The sequence below is a fragment of the Paenibacillus sp. J31R120 genome, from assembly GCF_056269225.1.
Map to the genome: position 1 here is coordinate 55,643 of NZ_JBWDNN010000003.1, position 19,163 is coordinate 74,805.

General features: G+C 51.6%; 15 protein-coding genes. 2 read left to right on the forward strand and 13 right to left on the reverse strand.

The annotated features are described in order from the left end of the window. The gene (gene aroA, locus AC0YNW_RS12485) at positions 1-1,407 is read right to left on the reverse strand and encodes a 3-phosphoshikimate 1-carboxyvinyltransferase (RefSeq protein ID WP_475832267.1); all 1,407 of its coding nucleotides are present in this window, start codon (positions 1,405-1,407) and stop codon (positions 1-3) included. Positions 1,408-1,516: 109 nt separating this feature from the next. Here aroA and AC0YNW_RS12490 point away from each other — a divergent pair, with 109 nt between their 5' ends. Then, positions 1,517-2,401, forward strand: a complete 885-nt coding sequence (locus AC0YNW_RS12490; protein ID WP_475832268.1) for a LysR family transcriptional regulator — start codon at positions 1,517-1,519, stop codon at positions 2,399-2,401. Here the strand turns inward: AC0YNW_RS12490 and AC0YNW_RS12495 are convergent. The 3 genes from AC0YNW_RS12495 to AC0YNW_RS12505 form a co-directional block, all read right to left on the reverse strand. Next, positions 2,398-2,853 (reverse strand): GNAT family N-acetyltransferase, encoded by a 456-nt coding sequence (locus AC0YNW_RS12495; RefSeq protein WP_475832269.1) that lies wholly within the window; start codon positions 2,851-2,853, stop codon positions 2,398-2,400. The genes AC0YNW_RS12490 and AC0YNW_RS12495 overlap by 4 nt on opposite strands. After that, positions 2,850-3,374: a hypothetical protein gene (locus AC0YNW_RS12500; protein WP_475832270.1), complete on the reverse strand. Its 525-nt coding sequence runs from the start codon at positions 3,372-3,374 to the stop codon at positions 2,850-2,852. The genes AC0YNW_RS12495 and AC0YNW_RS12500 overlap by 4 nt, the downstream gene beginning before the upstream one ends. An 88-nt stretch (positions 3,375-3,462) precedes the next feature. Next, entirely contained in the window at positions 3,463-3,939 is a 477-nt protein-coding gene (locus AC0YNW_RS12505; protein WP_475832271.1) for a GNAT family N-acetyltransferase, read from the reverse strand. A gap of 165 nt (positions 3,940-4,104) precedes the next feature. Between AC0YNW_RS12505 and AC0YNW_RS12510 the strand changes: the two genes are divergently transcribed. Then, a complete protein-coding gene (locus tag AC0YNW_RS12510) occupies positions 4,105-4,647 on the forward strand; it encodes an NADPH-dependent FMN reductase (RefSeq protein ID WP_475832693.1) in 543 nt (180 codons plus the stop codon). A 67-nt stretch (positions 4,648-4,714) separates the two neighbouring features. Here AC0YNW_RS12510 and AC0YNW_RS12515 read toward each other — a convergent pair whose 3' ends face one another. From AC0YNW_RS12515 to AC0YNW_RS12555, 9 genes are all read right to left on the reverse strand, one after another. Next, a complete protein-coding gene (locus AC0YNW_RS12515; RefSeq protein ID WP_475832272.1) occupies positions 4,715-6,439 on the reverse strand; it encodes a TolB family protein in 1,725 nt (574 codons plus the stop codon). 129 nt (positions 6,440-6,568) lie between these two features. Beyond that, entirely contained in the window at positions 6,569-7,858 is a 1,290-nt protein-coding gene (locus tag AC0YNW_RS12520; RefSeq protein ID WP_475832273.1) for an MFS transporter, read from the reverse strand. 121 nt (positions 7,859-7,979) lie between these two features. Then, entirely contained in the window at positions 7,980-9,740 is a 1,761-nt protein-coding gene (locus AC0YNW_RS12525; RefSeq protein ID WP_475832274.1) for a glycoside hydrolase family 2 protein, read from the reverse strand. A gap of 52 nt (positions 9,741-9,792) precedes the next feature. Next, on the reverse strand, positions 9,793-10,605 hold the full coding sequence (locus tag AC0YNW_RS12530; RefSeq protein WP_387472998.1) for a carbohydrate ABC transporter permease: 813 nt from the start codon (positions 10,603-10,605) through the stop codon (positions 9,793-9,795). Between the two features lie 15 nt (positions 10,606-10,620). Then, positions 10,621-11,520 carry a carbohydrate ABC transporter permease gene (locus AC0YNW_RS12535; protein WP_475832275.1) on the reverse strand — a complete coding sequence of 300 codons (900 nt, stop codon included), beginning with the start codon at positions 11,518-11,520 and terminating at the stop codon, positions 10,621-10,623. Between the two features lie 99 nt (positions 11,521-11,619). Beyond that, the gene (locus AC0YNW_RS12540) at positions 11,620-12,942 is read right to left on the reverse strand and encodes an ABC transporter substrate-binding protein (RefSeq protein ID WP_475832276.1); all 1,323 of its coding nucleotides are present in this window, start codon (positions 12,940-12,942) and stop codon (positions 11,620-11,622) included. 217 nt (positions 12,943-13,159) lie between these two features. Beyond that, on the reverse strand, positions 13,160-14,767 hold the full coding sequence (locus tag AC0YNW_RS12545) for a response regulator transcription factor (RefSeq protein WP_475832277.1): 1,608 nt from the start codon (positions 14,765-14,767) through the stop codon (positions 13,160-13,162). Next, complete coding sequence (locus AC0YNW_RS12550; RefSeq protein ID WP_475832278.1) at positions 14,760-16,583, reverse strand: cache domain-containing sensor histidine kinase; 1,824 nt, start codon at positions 16,581-16,583, stop codon at positions 14,760-14,762. The genes AC0YNW_RS12545 and AC0YNW_RS12550 overlap by 8 nt, the downstream gene beginning before the upstream one ends. A gap of 92 nt (positions 16,584-16,675) precedes the next feature. After that, complete coding sequence (locus tag AC0YNW_RS12555; protein WP_475832279.1) at positions 16,676-19,144, reverse strand: family 43 glycosylhydrolase; 2,469 nt, start codon at positions 19,142-19,144, stop codon at positions 16,676-16,678. Between the last annotated feature and the right edge of the window lie 19 nt (positions 19,145-19,163).

The window sequence follows — 19,163 nt, forward strand, 5'->3', positions numbered from 1 at the left end:
TTACACCACTCTCCTTTTTCTATTCATAACGTTTTTTAGAAATATTTGTTGCTTATGGACTAATAGATATTGAATATACACCGAGTCGCGAAGCCGCTCGAAGTAATCGGGACAAGTCTTCGACACACAGCCCGGATCGAGAATGGTGATGCCGTCCACTCTTAAACCGATGAGCGACAACGCCATGGCCATGCGGTGGTCGTCATACGAATCCAGCACAGCCGGGACCGGAGCGCCCGGATAGACGGTTAATCCGTCAGCATGCTCCTCTACGCCAACCTGGAGCCTTCGCAGCTCGGTACAAATGGCAGCTATTCGGTCGCACTCATGATGGCGGATATGGCCAGCGTCCTTCAACGTGATAGGCGCATCTGCGTACAGCGCAAGCACCGCCATCGTCAGCGTCTGATCGGACCATCGTTCCATGCTGATCTCGAAGCCCCCACGCAACTGAGCCGCTCCCTCTACTTCGACATAACCCTCTCCGCGCGACACCATGCAGCCCATTTGCTCCAGTACGCCTAACATCTCAATGTCGGGCTGGCGTGTACGAGCCGCATCAATGCCTTCTGTCCGTATCTGCCCGCCTGTCAAAACTGCCATAGCCCAGAAATAACAGCTTGTTGATATATCCGGCTCCAATTCAATGGAACGAGCCGCATAGTTTCCTATCGGAATAGCGTATGAGCCGCCCCCTTCTTCCACTTGTATGCCAAATGCGCGCATCAATTCTATCGTCATGTTGACATATTCCTTCTGCACCGTCGATCCCTGAAGTTTTAGAGTTATTGGCTGACGAGCGTATGGTGCAGCTAAGAGCAGGCCGCTTACGAACTGGCTGGATTGATCACCAGCTATCTCGACAGTCCCTCCATTCAAACCGCTGGCTTCCAAGACAAAAGGATACGCATGCTCTTGATTCAGATAGCTGATATGAGCGCCTTGGCTCATTAATGCCGTTAATAAAGGCGTAATCGGACGCTCTTCCATCCGCTTGCTTCCTTTGAAGGTCCAAGAACCGTGTCCAGCCGCCAGCGCGCCTGGCAAGAATCGGGCTACTGTTCCTGCCGCCCCGACATACAGTTCTCCGTCCTTCACAGGCCAGTTTTCTCCGCATCCGTCCACAATTGCGGATTCTCCTTCCAAAGTAACGTTTATACCAAGCCTCCTCAGATTTTCGATACACCAATACGCGTCATCGCTTCTGAGGATACCGTTTATTCGAGACGTGCCTTCCGCCATCGCAGCCAGGATTAAAGCGCGGTTCGTAAGGCTTTTGCTTCCCGAGACACGGATGGTGCCTGCTATCTTCTGCTGTGGAGGGCTAATGCTCACTTGCTTGATTCCTTGATGGGATGACCATGGTGTACGGGCTTCCATATCGGGGATGCTCTTCAGTTGTTCCATATCCTCTCACCTCTACTCATTGATTGACTGTCTTGAGTTGATTATAATGAGAGCAATGAAATAGAGAAAATACCTATTTTTTATCTCTGTTATAAAGGAGGTCTATATCATGATCAATCTGGAATGGTATCGTATTTTTCTGCAAACGGCGAAGCAAGGGAATTTGACGAAGGCTGCCCAGCAGCTTCATATTACCCAGCCATCTGTGAGCTATGCGATTAAGCAAATGGAGGATGCGCTTGGACTGAAGCTCTTTCACCGGATGTCCAAGGGGGTATCGCTTACCGAAGAAGGCAGATCGCTGCTGGCTTATGTGGAGCAATCCTTTTCGTTATTGGATGCCGGGCAGCATTATATTCGGGAGATGAAGCAGCTGAATGAAGGCGAGCTGCGGATCGGAGCGAGCGATTCATTGATTAAGCATGTGCTGCTTCCTTATTTGAACCGATATCATCAGCAATATCCGGGTATCCGCATCCGGCTGTCGCACGGCAAATCGCCCGATATTGCCAATCGGCTGAAGGACGGGCTGCTGGATTGCGGCATTGTGCATATGCCGCTGATCGACCCTATGCTTCAAATACGAGAGCTTGCCTCGTTCGAGCATTGTTTCGTCGTTGGCAAGCGGTTCAAGGAATGGTCGAATCGGACCTTGGCTTCGCAGGAATTGGCGCAATTGCCGCTGCTCATGATGTCACCGGGCAGCAGTACAAGAAGCGCGATTGATGAGTGGCTGAATCGAAGGGGCGTGGAGATGAAGCCGGATATCGAGCTTGGAAGCGTCGATCTGTTAGTTGAATTCGCCATGCTGGGATATGGAGCTGCATTCATCAACCGCTCTTTTATCCAAGAGGAAATAAAGGCTGGAGAGTTATTCGAGCTTCAACTGGAGGAAGCACTCCCCTCCCGCAGCATCGGACTGGCCCTGCGCCGCGACATGAACCTGTCGTTAGCGGCAGACTCCTTTGTTCGGATGCTAATGGATCAGGACTAAGCGTTCGTTTTGGCGAGATAAACCAAAATAAGATTGTCATTCACCAGAAACTCCTTGAATCTGCGGTAGCCTAGCCGTTCATACAACGCCAGGTTCTTCAAGCTCTTGTGACCGGTGAACAATTCGAAACGATGGGCTTCGGCGTCCCAAGCCTCAATGGCCTTCATGAGCTTGGTGCCGATCCCTTGATTTTGATGGGACGGAGCGACGATCAGCTTGCCGATCGACAGAATCCCCTCCTGTAGGTGTCCCCTCACCGAGCCGATAATGCGTCCGTCCAGCTCGGCTTTCAGCAAGATGCCATCTGCAAGCTCCTGCTCCAGCTCCTCAATCGTTTGTGTAAGCGGTTGGATGCTGTAATCTTGATACAGCTCCGCTTCGCTTTGGTAGGCTTCGATTTGCAACTGCAATATAGCAGACAAATCTGTACATTCCGCTGCACCAATGTTCATGCCGGATTCCCCCATACTTCTAATAACAGGACATGCGTGCCATATCCCAACAAAAAGGCTGTTCCCATCACGATGGCATAAAAAATTCTGCCGATAAAGAAAATATTCCATAACGAGCCTAGCTCTTGTCCTGTCTTCCTGGTGAGGAACGCCACAAACTTGCGAAGCAGATAGAACGTATAGATCATGTAAGGCAGTGAGGCCGTGATGACCAGCAAGATTTCATGATCTGCTCCATCCATCCGTCCATAGATGACACGTGACATGATTGTGCTGCCTGCAAAAAGGGTAAAGAAAAGAAAACGGTTGGCACCCTCTCTCGGCTTCCCGTCGATATATCCATCCAGCCACAATGCCAGAATGACGGTGACGAACAGATAGACAATAGTGCCGCTCGTTTTCATATAGTCAGCCCATAAAGGATATTGGTAGAAGCTCACCCAAAACGATAAAAAGGAAAGGAGCAGACCATAACTGATGAGGCGGATAACCGTCTGGTAACTAATCTGTTGTCTTGTCAAATTCGTGTTTCTCTCCCTGTCCGCAAGTTTCTACTCCCATTTTATACGGTATAGGAAATTTGATCCAGCAAAAAGTTGTGATCCCTGCCTACAGTTCCTTCATAAACCAAGCATCGCATGCATAATGCTCTGAGCCGGCAAGAGGCTCGTCAAGCTGCTTGAATCCGTGCTTGGCATAGAAGCGATTAGCAGCGCCCATCGTCTGAAGCGTCTCGAGATAACAATGTCGGTAATGCAACTTCGCAAATTCCAGTGCCGTTTGAAGCAGCGAGCCGGCTATCCCTGTCCCTCTTATTTGAGGAAGCAAATACATCTTCTGCAGCTCGCAGATCGTCTCCGACTCCGCGAACGGCGCAATCCCGCAGCCGCCGACAACCTGTCCATCCATCTCCACGACCCAATATGAAGCATGTTGATGTTCATCATAATAGTGAAAAAGATCCGCTAAGCTAGCATCCTCCCATGCCAGTCCGGCGCGGTTGCCGCCGAATTCGATCAAGCAGCTGCGAACGACCAGCTCGATCGCCGTGTTATCTTCCTTGCGCAAATTCCGTATGATTGCCATGATGTCTCCCCTGCTGGCTGATTTACCATTAAATCATGTATGAAATGAGGCATACAGCCGCATAATCTATAAGTGTAAAAGATTGGTTGAAACAGAACTGGATGCAGCGACTCATCGTTGGCAGCCAGCACCGCATCTAATAATGATAATAAGGAGGACATCATGATGTCAAAGCTGAATATCGGAATTATTCTCGGAAGCACGCGTCAAGGGCGTGTAAGCCCACAGGTAGGCGAATGGGTAAAAGGAATCGCGGATAAGCGCGGCGATGCCAACTATGAAATCGTCGATATTGCGGACTATAAGCTGCCTCTTCTTGGCGAAGAGGATGCAACGGAGCAAGCGACCAAGTGGAATGCTAAGCTGGCGAGCCTGGACGGCTTCGTCTTTATCGTGCAAGAATACAACCATAGCATCTCCGGAGCGCTTAAAAATGCGATCGATTACGCTCGCGACGCCTGGAACAACAAAGCTGCCGGCTTCGTCAGCTACGGCTCCGTCGGCGGCGCACGCGCCGTAGAGCATCTGAGAGGCATTCTTGGCGAGGTATCCGTCGCCGACGTTCGCATTCATGCGGCATTGTCGCTATTCACAGACTTCGAGAACGGCACCGTATTCAAGCCTGCCGACCTGCACTTGACCAATGTGAATGGCATGCTGGATCAAGTCATCGCATGGAGCGGCGCTCTGAAGACGATTCGTACTTAGTCCTATATGAAAAGAGCAGCACCCTGTACGTGATTGAACGGGGTGCTGCTTGTTCCATCGCTACGAGCTAATCAATGGAAATAAAGTCCGCAGACATTCCTTCAGTAGTATGCCAGTAAACCACATGCCCCTTGGGCGTCCAGGCAATTACCGGCCCTGATCCGAGCTTGCGTGCTTGCTGCTCCTCTCGATCAATCAGCCAGCTGCCTGAGCCTGCCAATGTAATGGCAATATACCGTTCCCCGGCTGCTTCGGACCTTGGAAGCACACGCAACAGATCCATTTCGTCCCATCCGTCAATAGATGCCTTTAGAATCGCAATGTCAGCCGCAGACAAAGTCTCATTCCCCTGCTTCTGCTGCAACCCCTTCTTATAATGGAACGCCGCTTTGCCTCGGAAAAATGCTTCTCCCGAGTTGCCGATTATAGGCACCTCTATCCTCTCGTTGTCCGTCCATCTCACCGGATATATGAAATACCAGCCGTCGCTATGTCCGCTGTATGCCGCCTCCTTGAATTCGGAGACCAACTTCCCGTCGGCATCGATTACCCGCAAATCGGCATAAGGCCCCAAGCTCCCGCTCGAATCGGTCAATACCGCTACATGCTTTCCGTCTGGCGATGCGGCCATGCCATAGATCGGCCGGTCCGAGGTATAAATCAATTTCTTCTGGCCGCCGTTTGTCTCCATCCGGTAGACGGTTTCCCATCCATGCAGCATGTAAAGCCGTTCCTTATTGTCACTGTAAGAAAATATAAAGCCTATTCCGTTATCGTTCACTGCAAGCTCAGATACATCGATTGCCTCCTTGGTCAGAATATCCTCAACATGACCAGACTTCAAATCCAACCGATACGCTGGTATATCATGATTATAAATGATGATCTCCGAATCATGAGATGAGGAGCTTGCCGGCATGATGGACACAGCCGTTTGAAAAGCATGCTCGCGTACCCTTTTGCCCCCTGGATCTACCCATTGCAGACCACTCCAAGCAAGCCCTTGATGAATCGTTATCAACCTGCCCTCCAGCGGCGAGTTAACCTGGAATGGCTTCCCCTCCTGCGTCAGCACGCCGTCCAGCTTGAATTCCGCAGCTGACCCTTCCGGCAAATGAGGAAATCCGATGACGACTCTGCGAGAGTCCGTCCAATTCAGCCTGTATACAGATGCAGTATCTCCTGCAGGCGGATAAATCACCATATATGTTTTCAGAGCTTCCTCTAGGGACGTCTTGTCAATCGCACGATTCGCTGCAAGCGTGACAGAATCATTGACCTGATCCAGCGTCAATTGAATAACAGGTTCAGCCTCTGAGTGCAGCAGGTTCTGTATCCATTCGGACGGCAGAGACCAGGCCCTCGCCCGCTCTTCACCAGGCAAGATCAGATATACCTTGGCGCTGACATCGGTTGAAGCGGTTGCTGTCAGGTCATTCAGCTCCAAGACTAGCTTTTTCTTCGGAGCAGCCAATTCAACCCTATATTTCGTACCGCTGTATTCGGGATCGCCGATATAGGAAGGCTTCGCTTGCTTTAACCCCTTGAGCAATACTTCTATCGTATCAGAAGCAGTATGCTCCACGACAACTTGATTGAGCTGTTGCTCGAAAACGGTAATAGACCCGATATTCGCTGGCAGCGGGATTGGAACAGGCTGGTCATTTTGCTCAACCTCCGCTTTTGCGCTGCAAGCCTGCAGGATCAGGAAGAACAATAGGAAAACGACCCCATACCTCAGCTGTAGCCTTGCAACCATCATCCGTTCCTCCCCTCTTGATAAATCCATCATTTTCTACTATTTCCTAAACGAAACAACTTGGTTTAAGGTTGCTGGAATAACAAAAAGCAGCCATCCGGCAAGAATGGCTGCTTTCTTCCTATCCGCCTGCATGTTGCCTGAACAGCGTAACTCAACCTGCTATTTGGATGATTTGGATGACCAGAACATAACCGGGATGAGCAGCAGAGACAACAATCCACCTGCCAAAGCAAGTGCCGCATAGCTGAATTGCGCCACCATCATGCCGGATAACACGCCGCCGGAAGCACCCGCGAGTGCAATCAGCACGTCTACCGTGCCTTGCGTCTTCGCTCTGGTCGCTTGGCTAGTGGAATCGACAATAAGGGCTGTTCCGCTAATGAGCCCCAGATTCCAGCCAAGGCCCAGCAGCGCAAGCGCCGTGATAAGCGAAATCATGGAATCCGCCGGTCCCAATGCTGCGAGCAGTCCGGACGCAAGCAAGACGACGCCGGACGCGCAAGCCATTTTGATTCTGCCGATGCGATCAATCAGCATGCCGGTGAAGAGCGACGGCAGGTACATTGCGCCGACATGGATGCCGATGACGATGCCCACTTCGCCGAGTCCGTGGCCATGATGAGTCATATGGATCGGTGTCATGGTCATGATGGCGACCATGATGATTTGTGTCAAGATCATAATGGCTGCTCCCAGCTTGATCCCCTGACGGTTGCCCGCTTGAGCCTTGCTGTTCTGTGATGGATGGGCAGCTGCTTGCGCTTCCGCTATCCTGCTGGCGACCAAGAACGGATCAGGACGCAACAACACAAGAATGATGAGTCCGGCAAGCGTAAAGGCTCCCGCCGCTAGGATGAACGGTCCTGCCAGTCTCGGGACGCCGATCGATTCAGCGAAGTTCCCCATCACACTGACCAGATTAGGGCCGGCTACCGCTCCGAATGTCGTAGATACCATGGCGATGCTGATTGCGGTTGCCCTTTGCTTCGGCTTCGCAAGATCGGTACCTGCATAGCGAGCTTGTAGGTTGGTGGCTGTGCCCGCCCCATAGATAAAGAGTGAGAAATACAATAAAGGAATGTTCGCAGCCACGGCTGCCATAATAATTCCGATAGCTCCAATTCCGCCTGCAAGGAAACCAGTCGCCAGACCGGACCGTCTTCCGAATCGTTGGGTTAGACGTCCCATCAGGAAGGATGCGAGTGCGGAGCCGAGCGTAATCAGAGCTGCCGGAATCCCGGCATAACGCTCCGTGCCAAGCATATCTTGCGCGAGCAGCGCGCCTACGGTCACGCCTGCCGCAAGTCCCGCACCACCGAATAATTGAGAACATACAACAATGGCTAGCGTGCGCTTATAGAGCTGCTGCTGCTTGCCGGGAGTTGTCCACTCCTGGAGCTTCCCGGCCTTGCTTTCGTGATCGACTTTCGTGTTGGCTTGAATATGCATGGACTCGAGTCCTCCTCCTATTCTATCGTGTATTATGGGGGATTGGCCCGTATAGTTCAATAGAAAAAAAGACCGCACACGAGGGCGCGGTCCACAGACTTACCTGAAGCACAATGAATGGCTACGGCTTATTCAATTCCTTGATGGCCGCAAGCGGAACCTTAAGATCGCGGTTCTCCGCAAGCAAGCCATTCACTTCTTGCTGAACATCGGTAATTTGCGTATAGCAGTAGCCGACAATATAGTCTGTCGCCTTAACCGCCTCATGAAGCTCCTTTAGCCGATTCAGATAGGACTCCTCCGTCGCTTCCTGATTGCCATAGCCCCATCCTGCATCGTTCTTAAAGGCGACGCCTCCGAATTCACTCAGGATGACCGGCTGCCCCTTATACTGATATCCGTCAGCATAAGCGTATTTCCTGTTGTTGAAGGCAATACGGTTGTGAACAATGTTATCCTTGTTACTGTAGCGCTGGCGGAATTCCTCGCCGCTCTCCACATAATCGTGAAGCGTCAGAATATCGGAGACCGTATGCTCCCATCCGTCGTTAGAGACGACAAGACGCATCGGATCAAAGGATTTGGTCAGGTGGTAGATCGACTCCGTGAATGCTTGCTGCCTGCGGTCCTTGGCCACATTCATGATGCCCCATGACTCGTTGAATGGCACCCACGTAATGATCGAGGGATGATTGTAATATTGGCGCACAATATCCATCCATTCACTGGTAAACCTCTGAATGGCATCGTCATTAAATTCGAAGGTCGCCGCCATCTCTGACCACACCAGCAAGCCGAGCACATCGCACCAATACAGAAAGCGCGGGTCCTCCACCTTCATATGCTTGCGTACTCCGTTATAACCCATCGCTAGAATCGCATGAATGTCCTTCAGAATCGCTTCCTCCGACGGCGGCGTGAGATGGCTCTCCGTCCAATAGCCTTGATCCAGCAGCAGCCGCTGGTAGATCGGTTCATTGTTCAGCAGAATCTGTCCGTCCCTGGTCGAAATCTTTCTCATGCCAAAGTAAGAATAGACATGGTCCAGCTTCTCATTCCCCTTGTACAGAACAAATTCGATATCATACAAATGAGGAGTCGCTGGCGTCCAGTAGCTCATCTTCCATGGGCCGTTCTGCTCATGCAGCAGATCGATATCGAGCTGGAGCCAAGGACGATCAATCGCCAGGCTCAGCTGCTTCAAGCGATTTCCTTTCAGGCTGATGATGGTCTCCAGACGGATGTCTCCAGAGGTCAGATCGCCTTGAACCTGATATTCCAGCTTCAGGCTGCGCGTGTCGATATCCGGTGTCATTTTGACCGCTTGGATATGTACCGGATTCACATATTCCAGCCATACGGATTGCCAGATGCCCGTCGTCTGGACATAGAAGCATTCGAAGCTGTCCTTCGTCCAGCGCTGCTTGCCGCGCGGCTGGGCGGCGTCCATGCTGTCTTCGGCTTTAACTGTCACGCTGTTGCTTCCTCCATATACCACATATGGCGTAATATCAAAGGAAAAGGCGCTATAACCGCCTTGATGCAGACCGACATACCGGCCGTTCACCCATACCTTCGAGATGTAATCCACAGCCTGGAAGTGGAGGATAACGGACTTCCCTGCTTGTTCAACCGGAACCTCCATTGTCCGTTGATACCATACATTACGATGGTGGTCGTGCTCGTTGATTCCGCTTGCTTCGGTCTCATACGTGAACGGCACGATTATCGTACGGTCACCGCCGAATTGCGACGGCCACTCCTCGCTTTCACCGATATTGGTGTCATCGAAGCCGAACGCCCATTCCCCATTCAGATTCGTCCATTCATCCCTGACGAACTGCGGCCGAGGATAATCTTTGATATATCTGCTCGTTGTCATAGTCGCATCCTGCACTCCTTTGTCGTAGTCAATCTATCCAAGCAGCAATCCGTTATCCCTTCACCCCGGTCATGGCCACCCCTTGCACGATATGGCGCTGCAAAAGAATGAAGACAATCATAGTAGGAATCGCCGCTATCGCGCTCGCTGTCATAATGGTATTCACATGCAGCACGTTGTTCGCCAGGAAGGTCGGCAGCCCTGTCGCGAGCACCATGCTTTCCTGCGTGTTGATAGCGATATAAGGCCAGATAAAGTTGTTCCATGACATGATGAAATAAAAAATACCGATCGAAATCATAGCCGAGCGCGTCAGCGGTACGTAAATCGACCACCACATGCGCAGATCCTTGCAGCCGTCTATTTGCGCTGCCTCCTTATAATCCTTCGGTAGTCCGTCCATGAACTGCTTGATCAGGATCAGTCCCAGTGGATTGGTCAGGCTTGGCAGAATGATTCCCCATATATTGTCCAGCAATTGAATGTTCAGCACCGTCTCATATAGCGGAATAAGCATAGCCTCCGTCGGAATCAGAAGCCCGGATACGCATAAGAGAAACCAGAAGCCTTTGGTTTTGAATTTCTTCCGTGAAAATGCAAATCCAGCCAGCGAGCTAATTACTATCGTAATAACGGTCGTAATCACACCGATAACCAGGCTGTTCCAGGTCCATGTTAGAATCTGGGATTCTGTCAATACCTTGGCATAGTTGCTCAGCGTCAGATCCGAGAAATCAATCCATTCTTTGATCGTGATGGCGGATACGCCCTCAGGTTTGAAGGAAACAACGAACATCCAGACTAGAGGAATCACAAACACGACGGCCAACAGCAAAGTCAATAAGTAGATGAAGATACGTGCCATACGCATTCCCTCCTTCTAATCTGTCTTGCGATTCATGAACATGTATTGAACGGCTGCGACTAGCAGCATAAAGATGCAGAACATAGTGGATTGTGCGGCCGCTAGACCGAACATATCCTTTTTGAACCCGGTTACGTAGATATAGCGAATAATCGTATTCGTCGCATCGCCTGGACCGCCGTTCGTCATAATTTGCACTTGGCCGAACAGCTTCAGGCCGGCGATAATCTGGAAGAAGATCTGAATCTTCATCACGGGCATTAATCCAGGGAGCGTAATATAACGAAACTTATGGAAGGCCGATGCGCCGTCGATATCCGCCGCTTCATACAGGTCAGGCGATATCTCTTGCAGCCCTGCCAAGAACAGCACCATAACAAATCCGACTGTCCACCATACGGTAGCGATGACGATCGACCACCATGCCGCCCCGGGACTTGTCAGCCAATGGACGGCCGGCAAGCCGAGGAAATCCAATATGACGTTCAGAAGCCCGTTTTTCGAATCGAACATCCGCAGCCAGATAAAGCTGATCACCGAAACGGAGAGCACATAAGGTAAAAAGTAGATCGACCGGAAGGTAGTCTGTAGCGGGATCTTTCTCTGAACCAATAGGGCTAGCAGCAAACCCAGCGCAATAATGATCGGCACGATCAACAGCACGAAATAAAAACTGTTCCATAGATAATGAAAGAAATCGCCGCCTGTCAGCAGCTTCTTATAGTTGCTGAGGCCAACGTACTTCTGCATGCCGAGAATGCCCCATGAATGAAAGCTGATCCATACGCCTCTCAGCAGCGGCCAAATATAAAAGAGTAGCAGCGGGATTAGGAACGGCGCCAAAAAGGCAAGCGCCGACAGTTCAAGCTTCATGTATTTCTTCCATCCGGCGCTGGCAGCTTGCTGAACTTTCACGGTTATCCTCCTCCAATGGCCGGCAAGCCGTATCTGTCTCTGTAAGATAAAGCTGTGGAACGGCATCCTTAGCGATGCAATTCCACAGCGGTCAATCGATTAGTTTTGAACGATTTCGTTAATTTCCTTCTCCATGCCTTTCAAGCCTTCCTCAGGCGTGATCGTCTTGAAGATGATGCCTTGCAGAGCTTCCTTCACAACGGTATCGATTGCGTTGTATTGGTCGGTCTTCGGCGCATATTTAACGGTTTGCTGAGACTTGATGAATTCATCGCGGTATGGCTGGCTCAAGTACTCGTCGCTTGCAATAACAGCTTTGCCCGCTGGCACATGTCCCGCTTGGCCCCAAGTCTTGCCGCCTTCCATCGTGAAGTACTTCATAAATTTCATTGCCGCTACCTTCTTCTCATCCGCTACATACTCCGGAATGACCAGCGTATGCGATCCGGACCAATGAGACTCACTACCGAAGAAAGCAGGAATGGAAGTAATGCCGACATTGAGGCCTTCTTCGCCCAGATGCCAACCGGCTTCCCATACACCGCCGAACCAGGTTGCAGCTTTGCCGCTGTGGAAGGTATCCCAAGGCGTCTTGTCGTTAATATCGCTCAGGCCTTGATCATACAGATCCAGGTAGAAATTCAGCACGCTAAGCGCTTGTTCATTGTTAATAGCCGCTTGGCTCAGATCATCGGTCAAGATGCTGCCGCCTGCTTGATAATAGAGGTTGTAGAACGGCTCATGGAAGTAAGGCGTATTGACGCCGAATGGCGTAACATCAGGCACCTTGCTCTTGATCTCGGACAGGAATTGCTTGAAGCCTTCCGGCGAGATGTCATTGAACTTCGGAGTGCCGTCTTCGTTCAGCAGCCCGGCTTGCTCCAGCAAGTCCTTATTGTAGTAGAACATGTGGAAATGCGTGTCGAGCGGTACGGCGTATGGCTTACCGTCGTAGCTGACGCTCTCGACGTTCGCGTCTGTAATTTCTGTGAAGTTGAAATCGGCTTGACCTGCAAGCTCATCGAGCGGGCTAAGCTGGCCTGCCTTAACGAACGGAGCCAGACGGTCAGCATGTGCGACAGCTACGTCCGGGCCTTTGCCCGAAGCCAGCGCGGTGCCGAACTTGGCGTAATATTCATTGGATTCCAGTCTTAGCGTCTTGACCGTCACTTCGTTCTGCGACTCATTGAATCCGCTCACAATCTGATCGACGAAGTCGCCTTCGCCGCCGCCGAACAAATTCCAGAACGTAATCTCGACCGGTTGGCCGGATTCACCGCCGTCCGAGCCGCTGTTCGAAGCGGTCGGCGACGGACTGCTCGTATTCGCCGGCTTGTTGCCGTTGCCTGAGCAGCCCGCCAATACGAGAATGACTGCAAGCGATGTCAGAAGCATGTTGACCCATCTTTTGTTTCTTGCCATGGATGTACCCCTTTTCCTTATCGAATTCGGACGCGAGTCAGCGCTTTGTCTCATGATGTAAGCGCGTTCACCGCGTTCCTGTATCCATCATAAGGGTTGAACCGTCATACAGAAACGTTAGGATCAACGGTGTCTGTCGTAAAATATGATGGAATAAAAAACGCACGAATCCTGCTATCGATCCGTGCGGTGGAATATGTACCGGCAGGTGTCAAATCTACAGATGCGATGTCGCATGAACGGCTTCCCGATACTCGCTGGGCGTCACGCCAGTCATTTTTTTGAACAGCTTGGAGAAGTATTTCGAGTCCGGAATGCCTACCCTCTGGCTAATCTCACTGCTTCTCAGCTCCGTGCCGCGCAGCAGCGACTTGGCGCGGTCGATGCGCACTCTTGTAATGTAGTCGATGACCCCTTCTCCCGTCTCTTTCTTGAACAGGTTGGCCAAATAATTTTTGCTAAGGTGGACATGCTCGCTTAAAATTTGCAAGGAGAGCTCTTGATCATAATGCTGGTCAATATACGAGACTACTTTCGGAATAGAGCCTTGGTCGCTGGTATAGACGCTTCGCACCTTCATAATGAGTTCCTCATACACCTGAACGAACCAGCGCTTGCGGTCAGTCAAGGTTTCCAGCTCCTTAATTTGGTCGAACAGTTCCTTCTTCCGATCATACAGCCACTCATGATCATGGGTTAAGTCGGCATACATATTCGTCAGATTAAGCAGCAGCTCGATGGAGATGAGCTGTGCTCTCTCCACATCGAGCCTCCCCTCTGCATCGTTGAAGATATGGTCGATGTATGTTCTCATCGCGTCGCTGTCCAGTGAATACAAATATTCGTTCAGCTTTTTGTTCGTGATCGGCGCTGGTTGCTGAGACGTATCCTTCATGTGATGCGCCTCTGCAACAATGACGCTGCCGCAGCCCAGAAACAGCTTTAATCGGCAAGCTTGCTCTGCTTGCAGGTAGGCGTCGCGAAGCTCCTTCAAGTTATGAATTGCGCTGCTCATCCCTACTGTGGCGGATACAGGCCATGCTGCGGATAACCGGTCAATAATCTCTCTCCCTGCCGATTCGACATCCTCCGTATGCTTGACCAGCACGTTCCATTCTCCGGTGCGTCCTGAGAAAGAGTGGACGCCGTTCAGCATCTCCAAGCAGATCTCGCGCACGAGTCCCGCTCCCCCGGTATGCAGCTCCAAGAGCTCTTGCTCCGGCAATTGCCGGCAGACCTTCTCTATGTAGTCCAGCTCGATATGAAGCAGAACAACCCCTTCCGCAGAGTCAAGGTCCGATGTGCGCTGCATAACCTCTGACATATGACCCGCTGACAGTGTCCCGTGCGCCAGGCCGAGCAACAAGGCGTCAGTGGCGATGGCCTCTCTTGCTTCCGCTGCTGCAGCATCACTGGATGCAGATGGCCGATCGTTCATTCCGCGTTCCTCATCTAGCAAGCCTTTCAAATGATGCATCACTTGCTCCATGTCCTGCGGCATCATATTGGATTTAATCAAATAATCGGTGGTGCCGAGGCGAAGCGCCTGCTGGGCATATTCAAAGTCCTCCAGGCAAGTCAGCAAGATAAGCTTCGCGTCCCGGTCAATCATGCGTACCTGCGCGATCAGCTCCATGCCGTCCATGACGGGCATTTTAATATCCGTGATCAGCACATCCGGCGCCAGCTCCTGGAATGCTTGCAAGCCTTCCCGGCCGTTGCTGGCCTCTCCGACGACCTGGAAGCCGATGCTCTCCCAATCGATCATCGCCTTTATCCCGTAACGGACCAAATGCTCGTCATCGACGATGACAACTTTATACATGGCTGCTCTCCTCCTTCATGACCGGCAACGTAATGATTACCCGGGTGCCTTCGCCGATCTTGCTATCTATGCTTAACCCGTATTCCTCGCCGCAAATTAACTTGATCCGCTCTTCGACATTCGATAGCCCGACGCCCAGGAACGTTGCGCTCTTCGGCATATCTTCTATTTGATGGCTGAAGCTATCTGCCAGATCTGACTCGAATCCGTGACCGTTATCTTCAATACTGAAGAGCAGACGGCCTTCCATGCTCCGGCATCCGATCCGAATGACAGCTCCTTCATGGCGGTCGGCGAAGCCGTGGAGGACGGCATTCTCTACGATCGGCTGAAGGATCACCTTCGGAATCCGATAGAGCTTCACTTCCTCTTCGATGTCATACACCATCTCGATACGGCCTGTAGCGCGCAAGTTCTGGATGCCCATGTAACATTCCACATGCTCCAGCTCTTCCTGTACAAGCACGGTGTCTCTGCCTTTGCCGATGCTGATGTGCAGCAGCCTGGACAGCAGTCTGGCCATCTCGGCGGCATTGTTCGCCTTCTGGAACAAGGCCGTCCACTTAATGGCATCAAGCGTATTGTACAAGAAATGCGGGTTAATCTGCGCTTCCAGCGCCTTTACTTCCGCAATGCGCTTATTGTTCTGCTCCTGATAGACGGCCTGCACCAATTCTTCAATTCGTCCCACCATATCGTTGAAATGGTATTCGAGGCTGCCAATTTCGTCGATGCGCTTGTCATCCCGTTTGATTCGCGTGGACAGATTGCCGATATGCACCTGCTTCATGGCTTTCACCATTCGTTTCAACGGGCTGGAGACGGAATTCGCCATGGCATAAGCTGCGATTATCGAAAATAATGCGCAAACCGCCATCAGAATCGCGATCACTTGAATAACCTGATCCGAATCCTTATAGAGACTGGACCGCTCAATAACGTGCACGACCCGCCAATGGTTTGTTTTGAGTTGCTGATAGTTGACCATTACTTCCTTGCCTTTGTAATGGGCGACAAAGCTGTCTTCTTTGCCGCCGCTTATGAGTATGGAGGCTTCTTCCGCTTCGAACCAATTCTCGACTGGAGTAAGCAGCATCCCTTTGTCCCCATGGGACAATATGTAGCCGTTCTGATCGATGACAAAGCTCTCCGTGCGCAAGTCGCCATCCGCATTGTTTCTCAATATCTCGCTGAGCATCTCCTCCCGGATATCGAGCACAACGGCCATGCCGAGCTGGCGCCCGTCATGAATGTTGAACACTTGCTTCGAGACGGAGAAAACGACTTCCTCATGGCTGTCTGCCGTATCGGAATAATAGCCTCGTCTGGTCGGAAACCAGACAAAGTCGTTGCCTGCAGCCATAGTCTTGGTGTAGAATTCGGACTTCAGCTCGGCCTGGTCGTCCCAGCGGAATATGCCTTTGATGTACATCGAATCCGTTACGAAGGACACGGATTTGAACTCTGGGGATACGGCCGTAAAGTACGCCAGCTTCGACGTTAGCGATATATGCTCGGCAGATGGCTCGTCACGTTGACTGATCCGGTGCAGCAGCGACATAATCTCCGGATTGGTAATCATCTGCATGACGATATCCTTATAACCCGAGAAGCGGATATCGATGTTCTCCGCCGTCTGCCTGATCAGCTGCTTCGAGGCATCCGTCACTTTTTTGTCGATTGCATTTTTGGTGATGGAATAAGAGACCGCACCAAGCACCAGCAAGGGTATCAATGTGATCGCCACGAGCAGCAACAGCCATTTGTACGTAATGCTGGACCGTAATTGTGTTCTGCCTTTCCCAAGAGCCGCCATGTTCATCATCTCCGCATCTGATCTGTCGAACAAAGAAAGACCCGGCCGCATGGCAGGATCCGTCTTTGCTTCAATTCTGCTTGTCTATGAATTTAAGGATACAAGATGACATTGTCGAACGATGTATGCTTGTGTGCCGTTCTCAGGCCTATCTTGCCGTGAGTGAACGCCGTTGGCGAGTGGTCATTGTAATCCAGCTTCGGCGTCGTCATATCGCCCACATACACCTTAATATTCGTGCCGTTCACGACGACCTTCATCTTATGCCACGTATTAATGGCAAGCGGCGTTGTGAATCCGGCCAGATTGCTCCAATTGTAATTTTGTTTCCCAAGATAGACCCCGTCTGTCTTGATATAGGCGTAGTAGCCCTGCAAGAAGTCGGCATTGCCTTGTGCACGCTCCAGACCGTTTGCCGGATTCTTCCCTCTCACGATAATCCCGGCATCTCCGCCGCTCTCATTCATTTTGATATCAGCTTCAATCGTGTAATTGGCCCAGTTGTCATCGCCGAATGTCGTCTTCGCGAAGGTGCCGCCTGCCGAATGGTATTGGCCTCCGCTCACCGACCAGTTGCCCTCCCAGCGCTTCCAACCGTCGCTGTTATTGTCGTTGAAGTTATCCGTCAAGCTCGGAACGGCTGCATGCTTGTGGAATTCCATGCTGGCGAAATCCGCTTCGCCCGTTACGAACTCCACCCTAATCTCCCGCAGCCCTTGCGTCATCGGAATATTCGTCACCGTAACCGATCGCCATGCATCCCAGCCGCCGGTATTCGGGATGGAGATAACGCCTGTCAAGGCTGTCGCGCCGTCCCATAGACGAATGCCTACTCCGTTCATCGTTGTTGCCATACGGAACGTAACGTCGTAAGCTCCTGTCGCTGCCACGTTCACCCGATACTTCAGCCATTCGCCCGTCTGATTCCAGCCAACGTTGTAGCCGCCCTCGGGATTGACGCGAATATCTACCGCATCGCTGCGGTATTGACCGCCGAGATTCGCTGGCGTCAAGTCATGGTATCCGACTCCTTCGCCGCCGCTCATGTAGTGGACTGCTTCAATTTTGCCCGGAATCGGCTTATACGCGTCCCAATCGCTGCTTCCGCCTGCTTGATTGCTAAAGGCGACATAAGCGAAGTCGGCATGGGTGTCTTCGGAGACATAGCCTACTTTACCGCCTCCCAGATTAGCGGTTCTCGTAACCTTCAGCATATTGTCCACGTAAATCTTGAACGAGTTCCCCGACTTTTCTACCCGAATGTTATGCCACTTGCTGTAATCAAAGCCAGCCGGCAAAGCCGCGTTCACCCAGCCTTGGGAGACTCCGCCAACAACCATATTCGTCTCCAGTTGATTGTTCTTGGAGCTAAGCATCGCTACGCCATAATTGTTCTCATCCACATAGGAGAAGGTCGCGCCATACCGAGGTGCTGCGCTCGTTCCTCTTGCCATCTGCTTCGCGTGGAATTCAGCTGTATAATTAGAAGCGGTTGCAGCATTGGTGATTTGCTTGTATGCCGTTGTCGTCCCAATCGTATCTTGCCACATAAGCTCTTGATTGTAGATGCCCCAAGTGCCGCCATTGACATTGGTCCAGCTTGATCCGATTGTTGTCCGGTTGAAACGGTCCTGGAAAGCAGGAAGCGCTGGATCAGGCTGTGAAGTCGTCGTCGGTCCAAGGACGGTCATCTTGTCGCCGTTCCAGACGACCCGGTCCATATTAATGCTGCGAATCGGCCAGCCCTCAGGCGTATAGCCCTTCCAATCATGATAGAACATGTACATGGAATCCAGATCCGGACCTGTCACCAAGCCGTTATGCCCAAGGCCGATCGTTGGCCCCTCTGTCGAGATGAGCACCGGATTTTGGTTCTGTACAGGTACGAATCCAGTCAGCGGATTGTCGCTTACCGCGTAGTCGACCCGATAAGCCGGACTGTGTACGTGATTGCCGGTGTACGTCATATAATATTTGCCGTTGCGTTTGACAACTGTCGCCCCTTCGGTCCAGCCGCCATTCACAGTTGCGCCAGTATTGAAGCCGGGACCGAACGTATAGGGATCGCTCATGCGATGCGCGACCATCTGACCGTGCGCTGCGCGGTAGAAGTACCACTGTCCGTCATCGTCGATGAAGACATGGCCGTCAATGGTCAGCCCTTTATTCGGAGTCTGGATGGTGAAAGGGCCTGTCGGGCTTTCACTGCGCAGCACATAATGGCCCCCGCCCCCCGGGGAGGTATACATATAGAAATATCCGTTCCAGTAGATGACCTCCGGCGCGTAAGCAGCCTTCGTAATGGGGTCTGTCGCTACCAATCCGGCGTAGGTCCAGTTCACCAGATCAGTCGAGCTCCAAGCCTTGATGCCAATCTCGGAATCTTTGGTGCTGACATACAAATAGTAGACGCCTTTGAACTTCAGAATGTACGGATCGCCGGAGCCATAGGTCGGCCATTCGTTGCTGAGCGGCCTTGGATTCTGGTACGCGGTTGCCAGTGAAGCGGGCAACATCAGGCATAAGACGAGGAGTGCAAGCAGTAGCTTCGATTTCTTCATAACTTCCTCCCTTTCCATC

Coding starts and splice junctions, on each gene's coding strand:
- aroA (WP_475832267.1), bottom strand. CDS start 1,407: ATGGAACAACTGAAGAGCATCCCCGATATGGAAGCCCGTACACCATGG.
- AC0YNW_RS12490 (WP_475832268.1), top strand. CDS start 1,517: ATGATCAATCTGGAATGGTATCGTATTTTTCTGCAAACGGCGAAGCAA.
- AC0YNW_RS12495 (WP_475832269.1), bottom strand. CDS start 2,853: ATGAACATTGGTGCAGCGGAATGTACAGATTTGTCTGCTATATTGCAG.
- AC0YNW_RS12505 (WP_475832271.1), bottom strand. CDS start 3,939: ATGGCAATCATACGGAATTTGCGCAAGGAAGATAACACGGCGATCGAG.
- AC0YNW_RS12510 (WP_475832693.1), top strand. CDS start 4,105: ATGTCAAAGCTGAATATCGGAATTATTCTCGGAAGCACGCGTCAAGGG.
- AC0YNW_RS12515 (WP_475832272.1), bottom strand. CDS start 6,439: ATGATGGATTTATCAAGAGGGGAGGAACGGATGATGGTTGCAAGGCTA.
- AC0YNW_RS12520 (WP_475832273.1), bottom strand. CDS start 7,858: ATGCATATTCAAGCCAACACGAAAGTCGATCACGAAAGCAAGGCCGGG.
- AC0YNW_RS12525 (WP_475832274.1), bottom strand. CDS start 9,740: ATGACAACGAGCAGATATATCAAAGATTATCCTCGGCCGCAGTTCGTC.
- AC0YNW_RS12530 (WP_387472998.1), bottom strand. CDS start 10,605: ATGGCACGTATCTTCATCTACTTATTGACTTTGCTGTTGGCCGTCGTG.
- AC0YNW_RS12540 (WP_475832276.1), bottom strand. CDS start 12,942: ATGGCAAGAAACAAAAGATGGGTCAACATGCTTCTGACATCGCTTGCA.
- AC0YNW_RS12545 (WP_475832277.1), bottom strand. CDS start 14,767: ATGTATAAAGTTGTCATCGTCGATGACGAGCATTTGGTCCGTTACGGG.
- AC0YNW_RS12550 (WP_475832278.1), bottom strand. CDS start 16,583: ATGGCGGCTCTTGGGAAAGGCAGAACACAATTACGGTCCAGCATTACG.
- AC0YNW_RS12555 (WP_475832279.1), bottom strand. CDS start 19,144: ATGAAGAAATCGAAGCTACTGCTTGCACTCCTCGTCTTATGCCTGATG.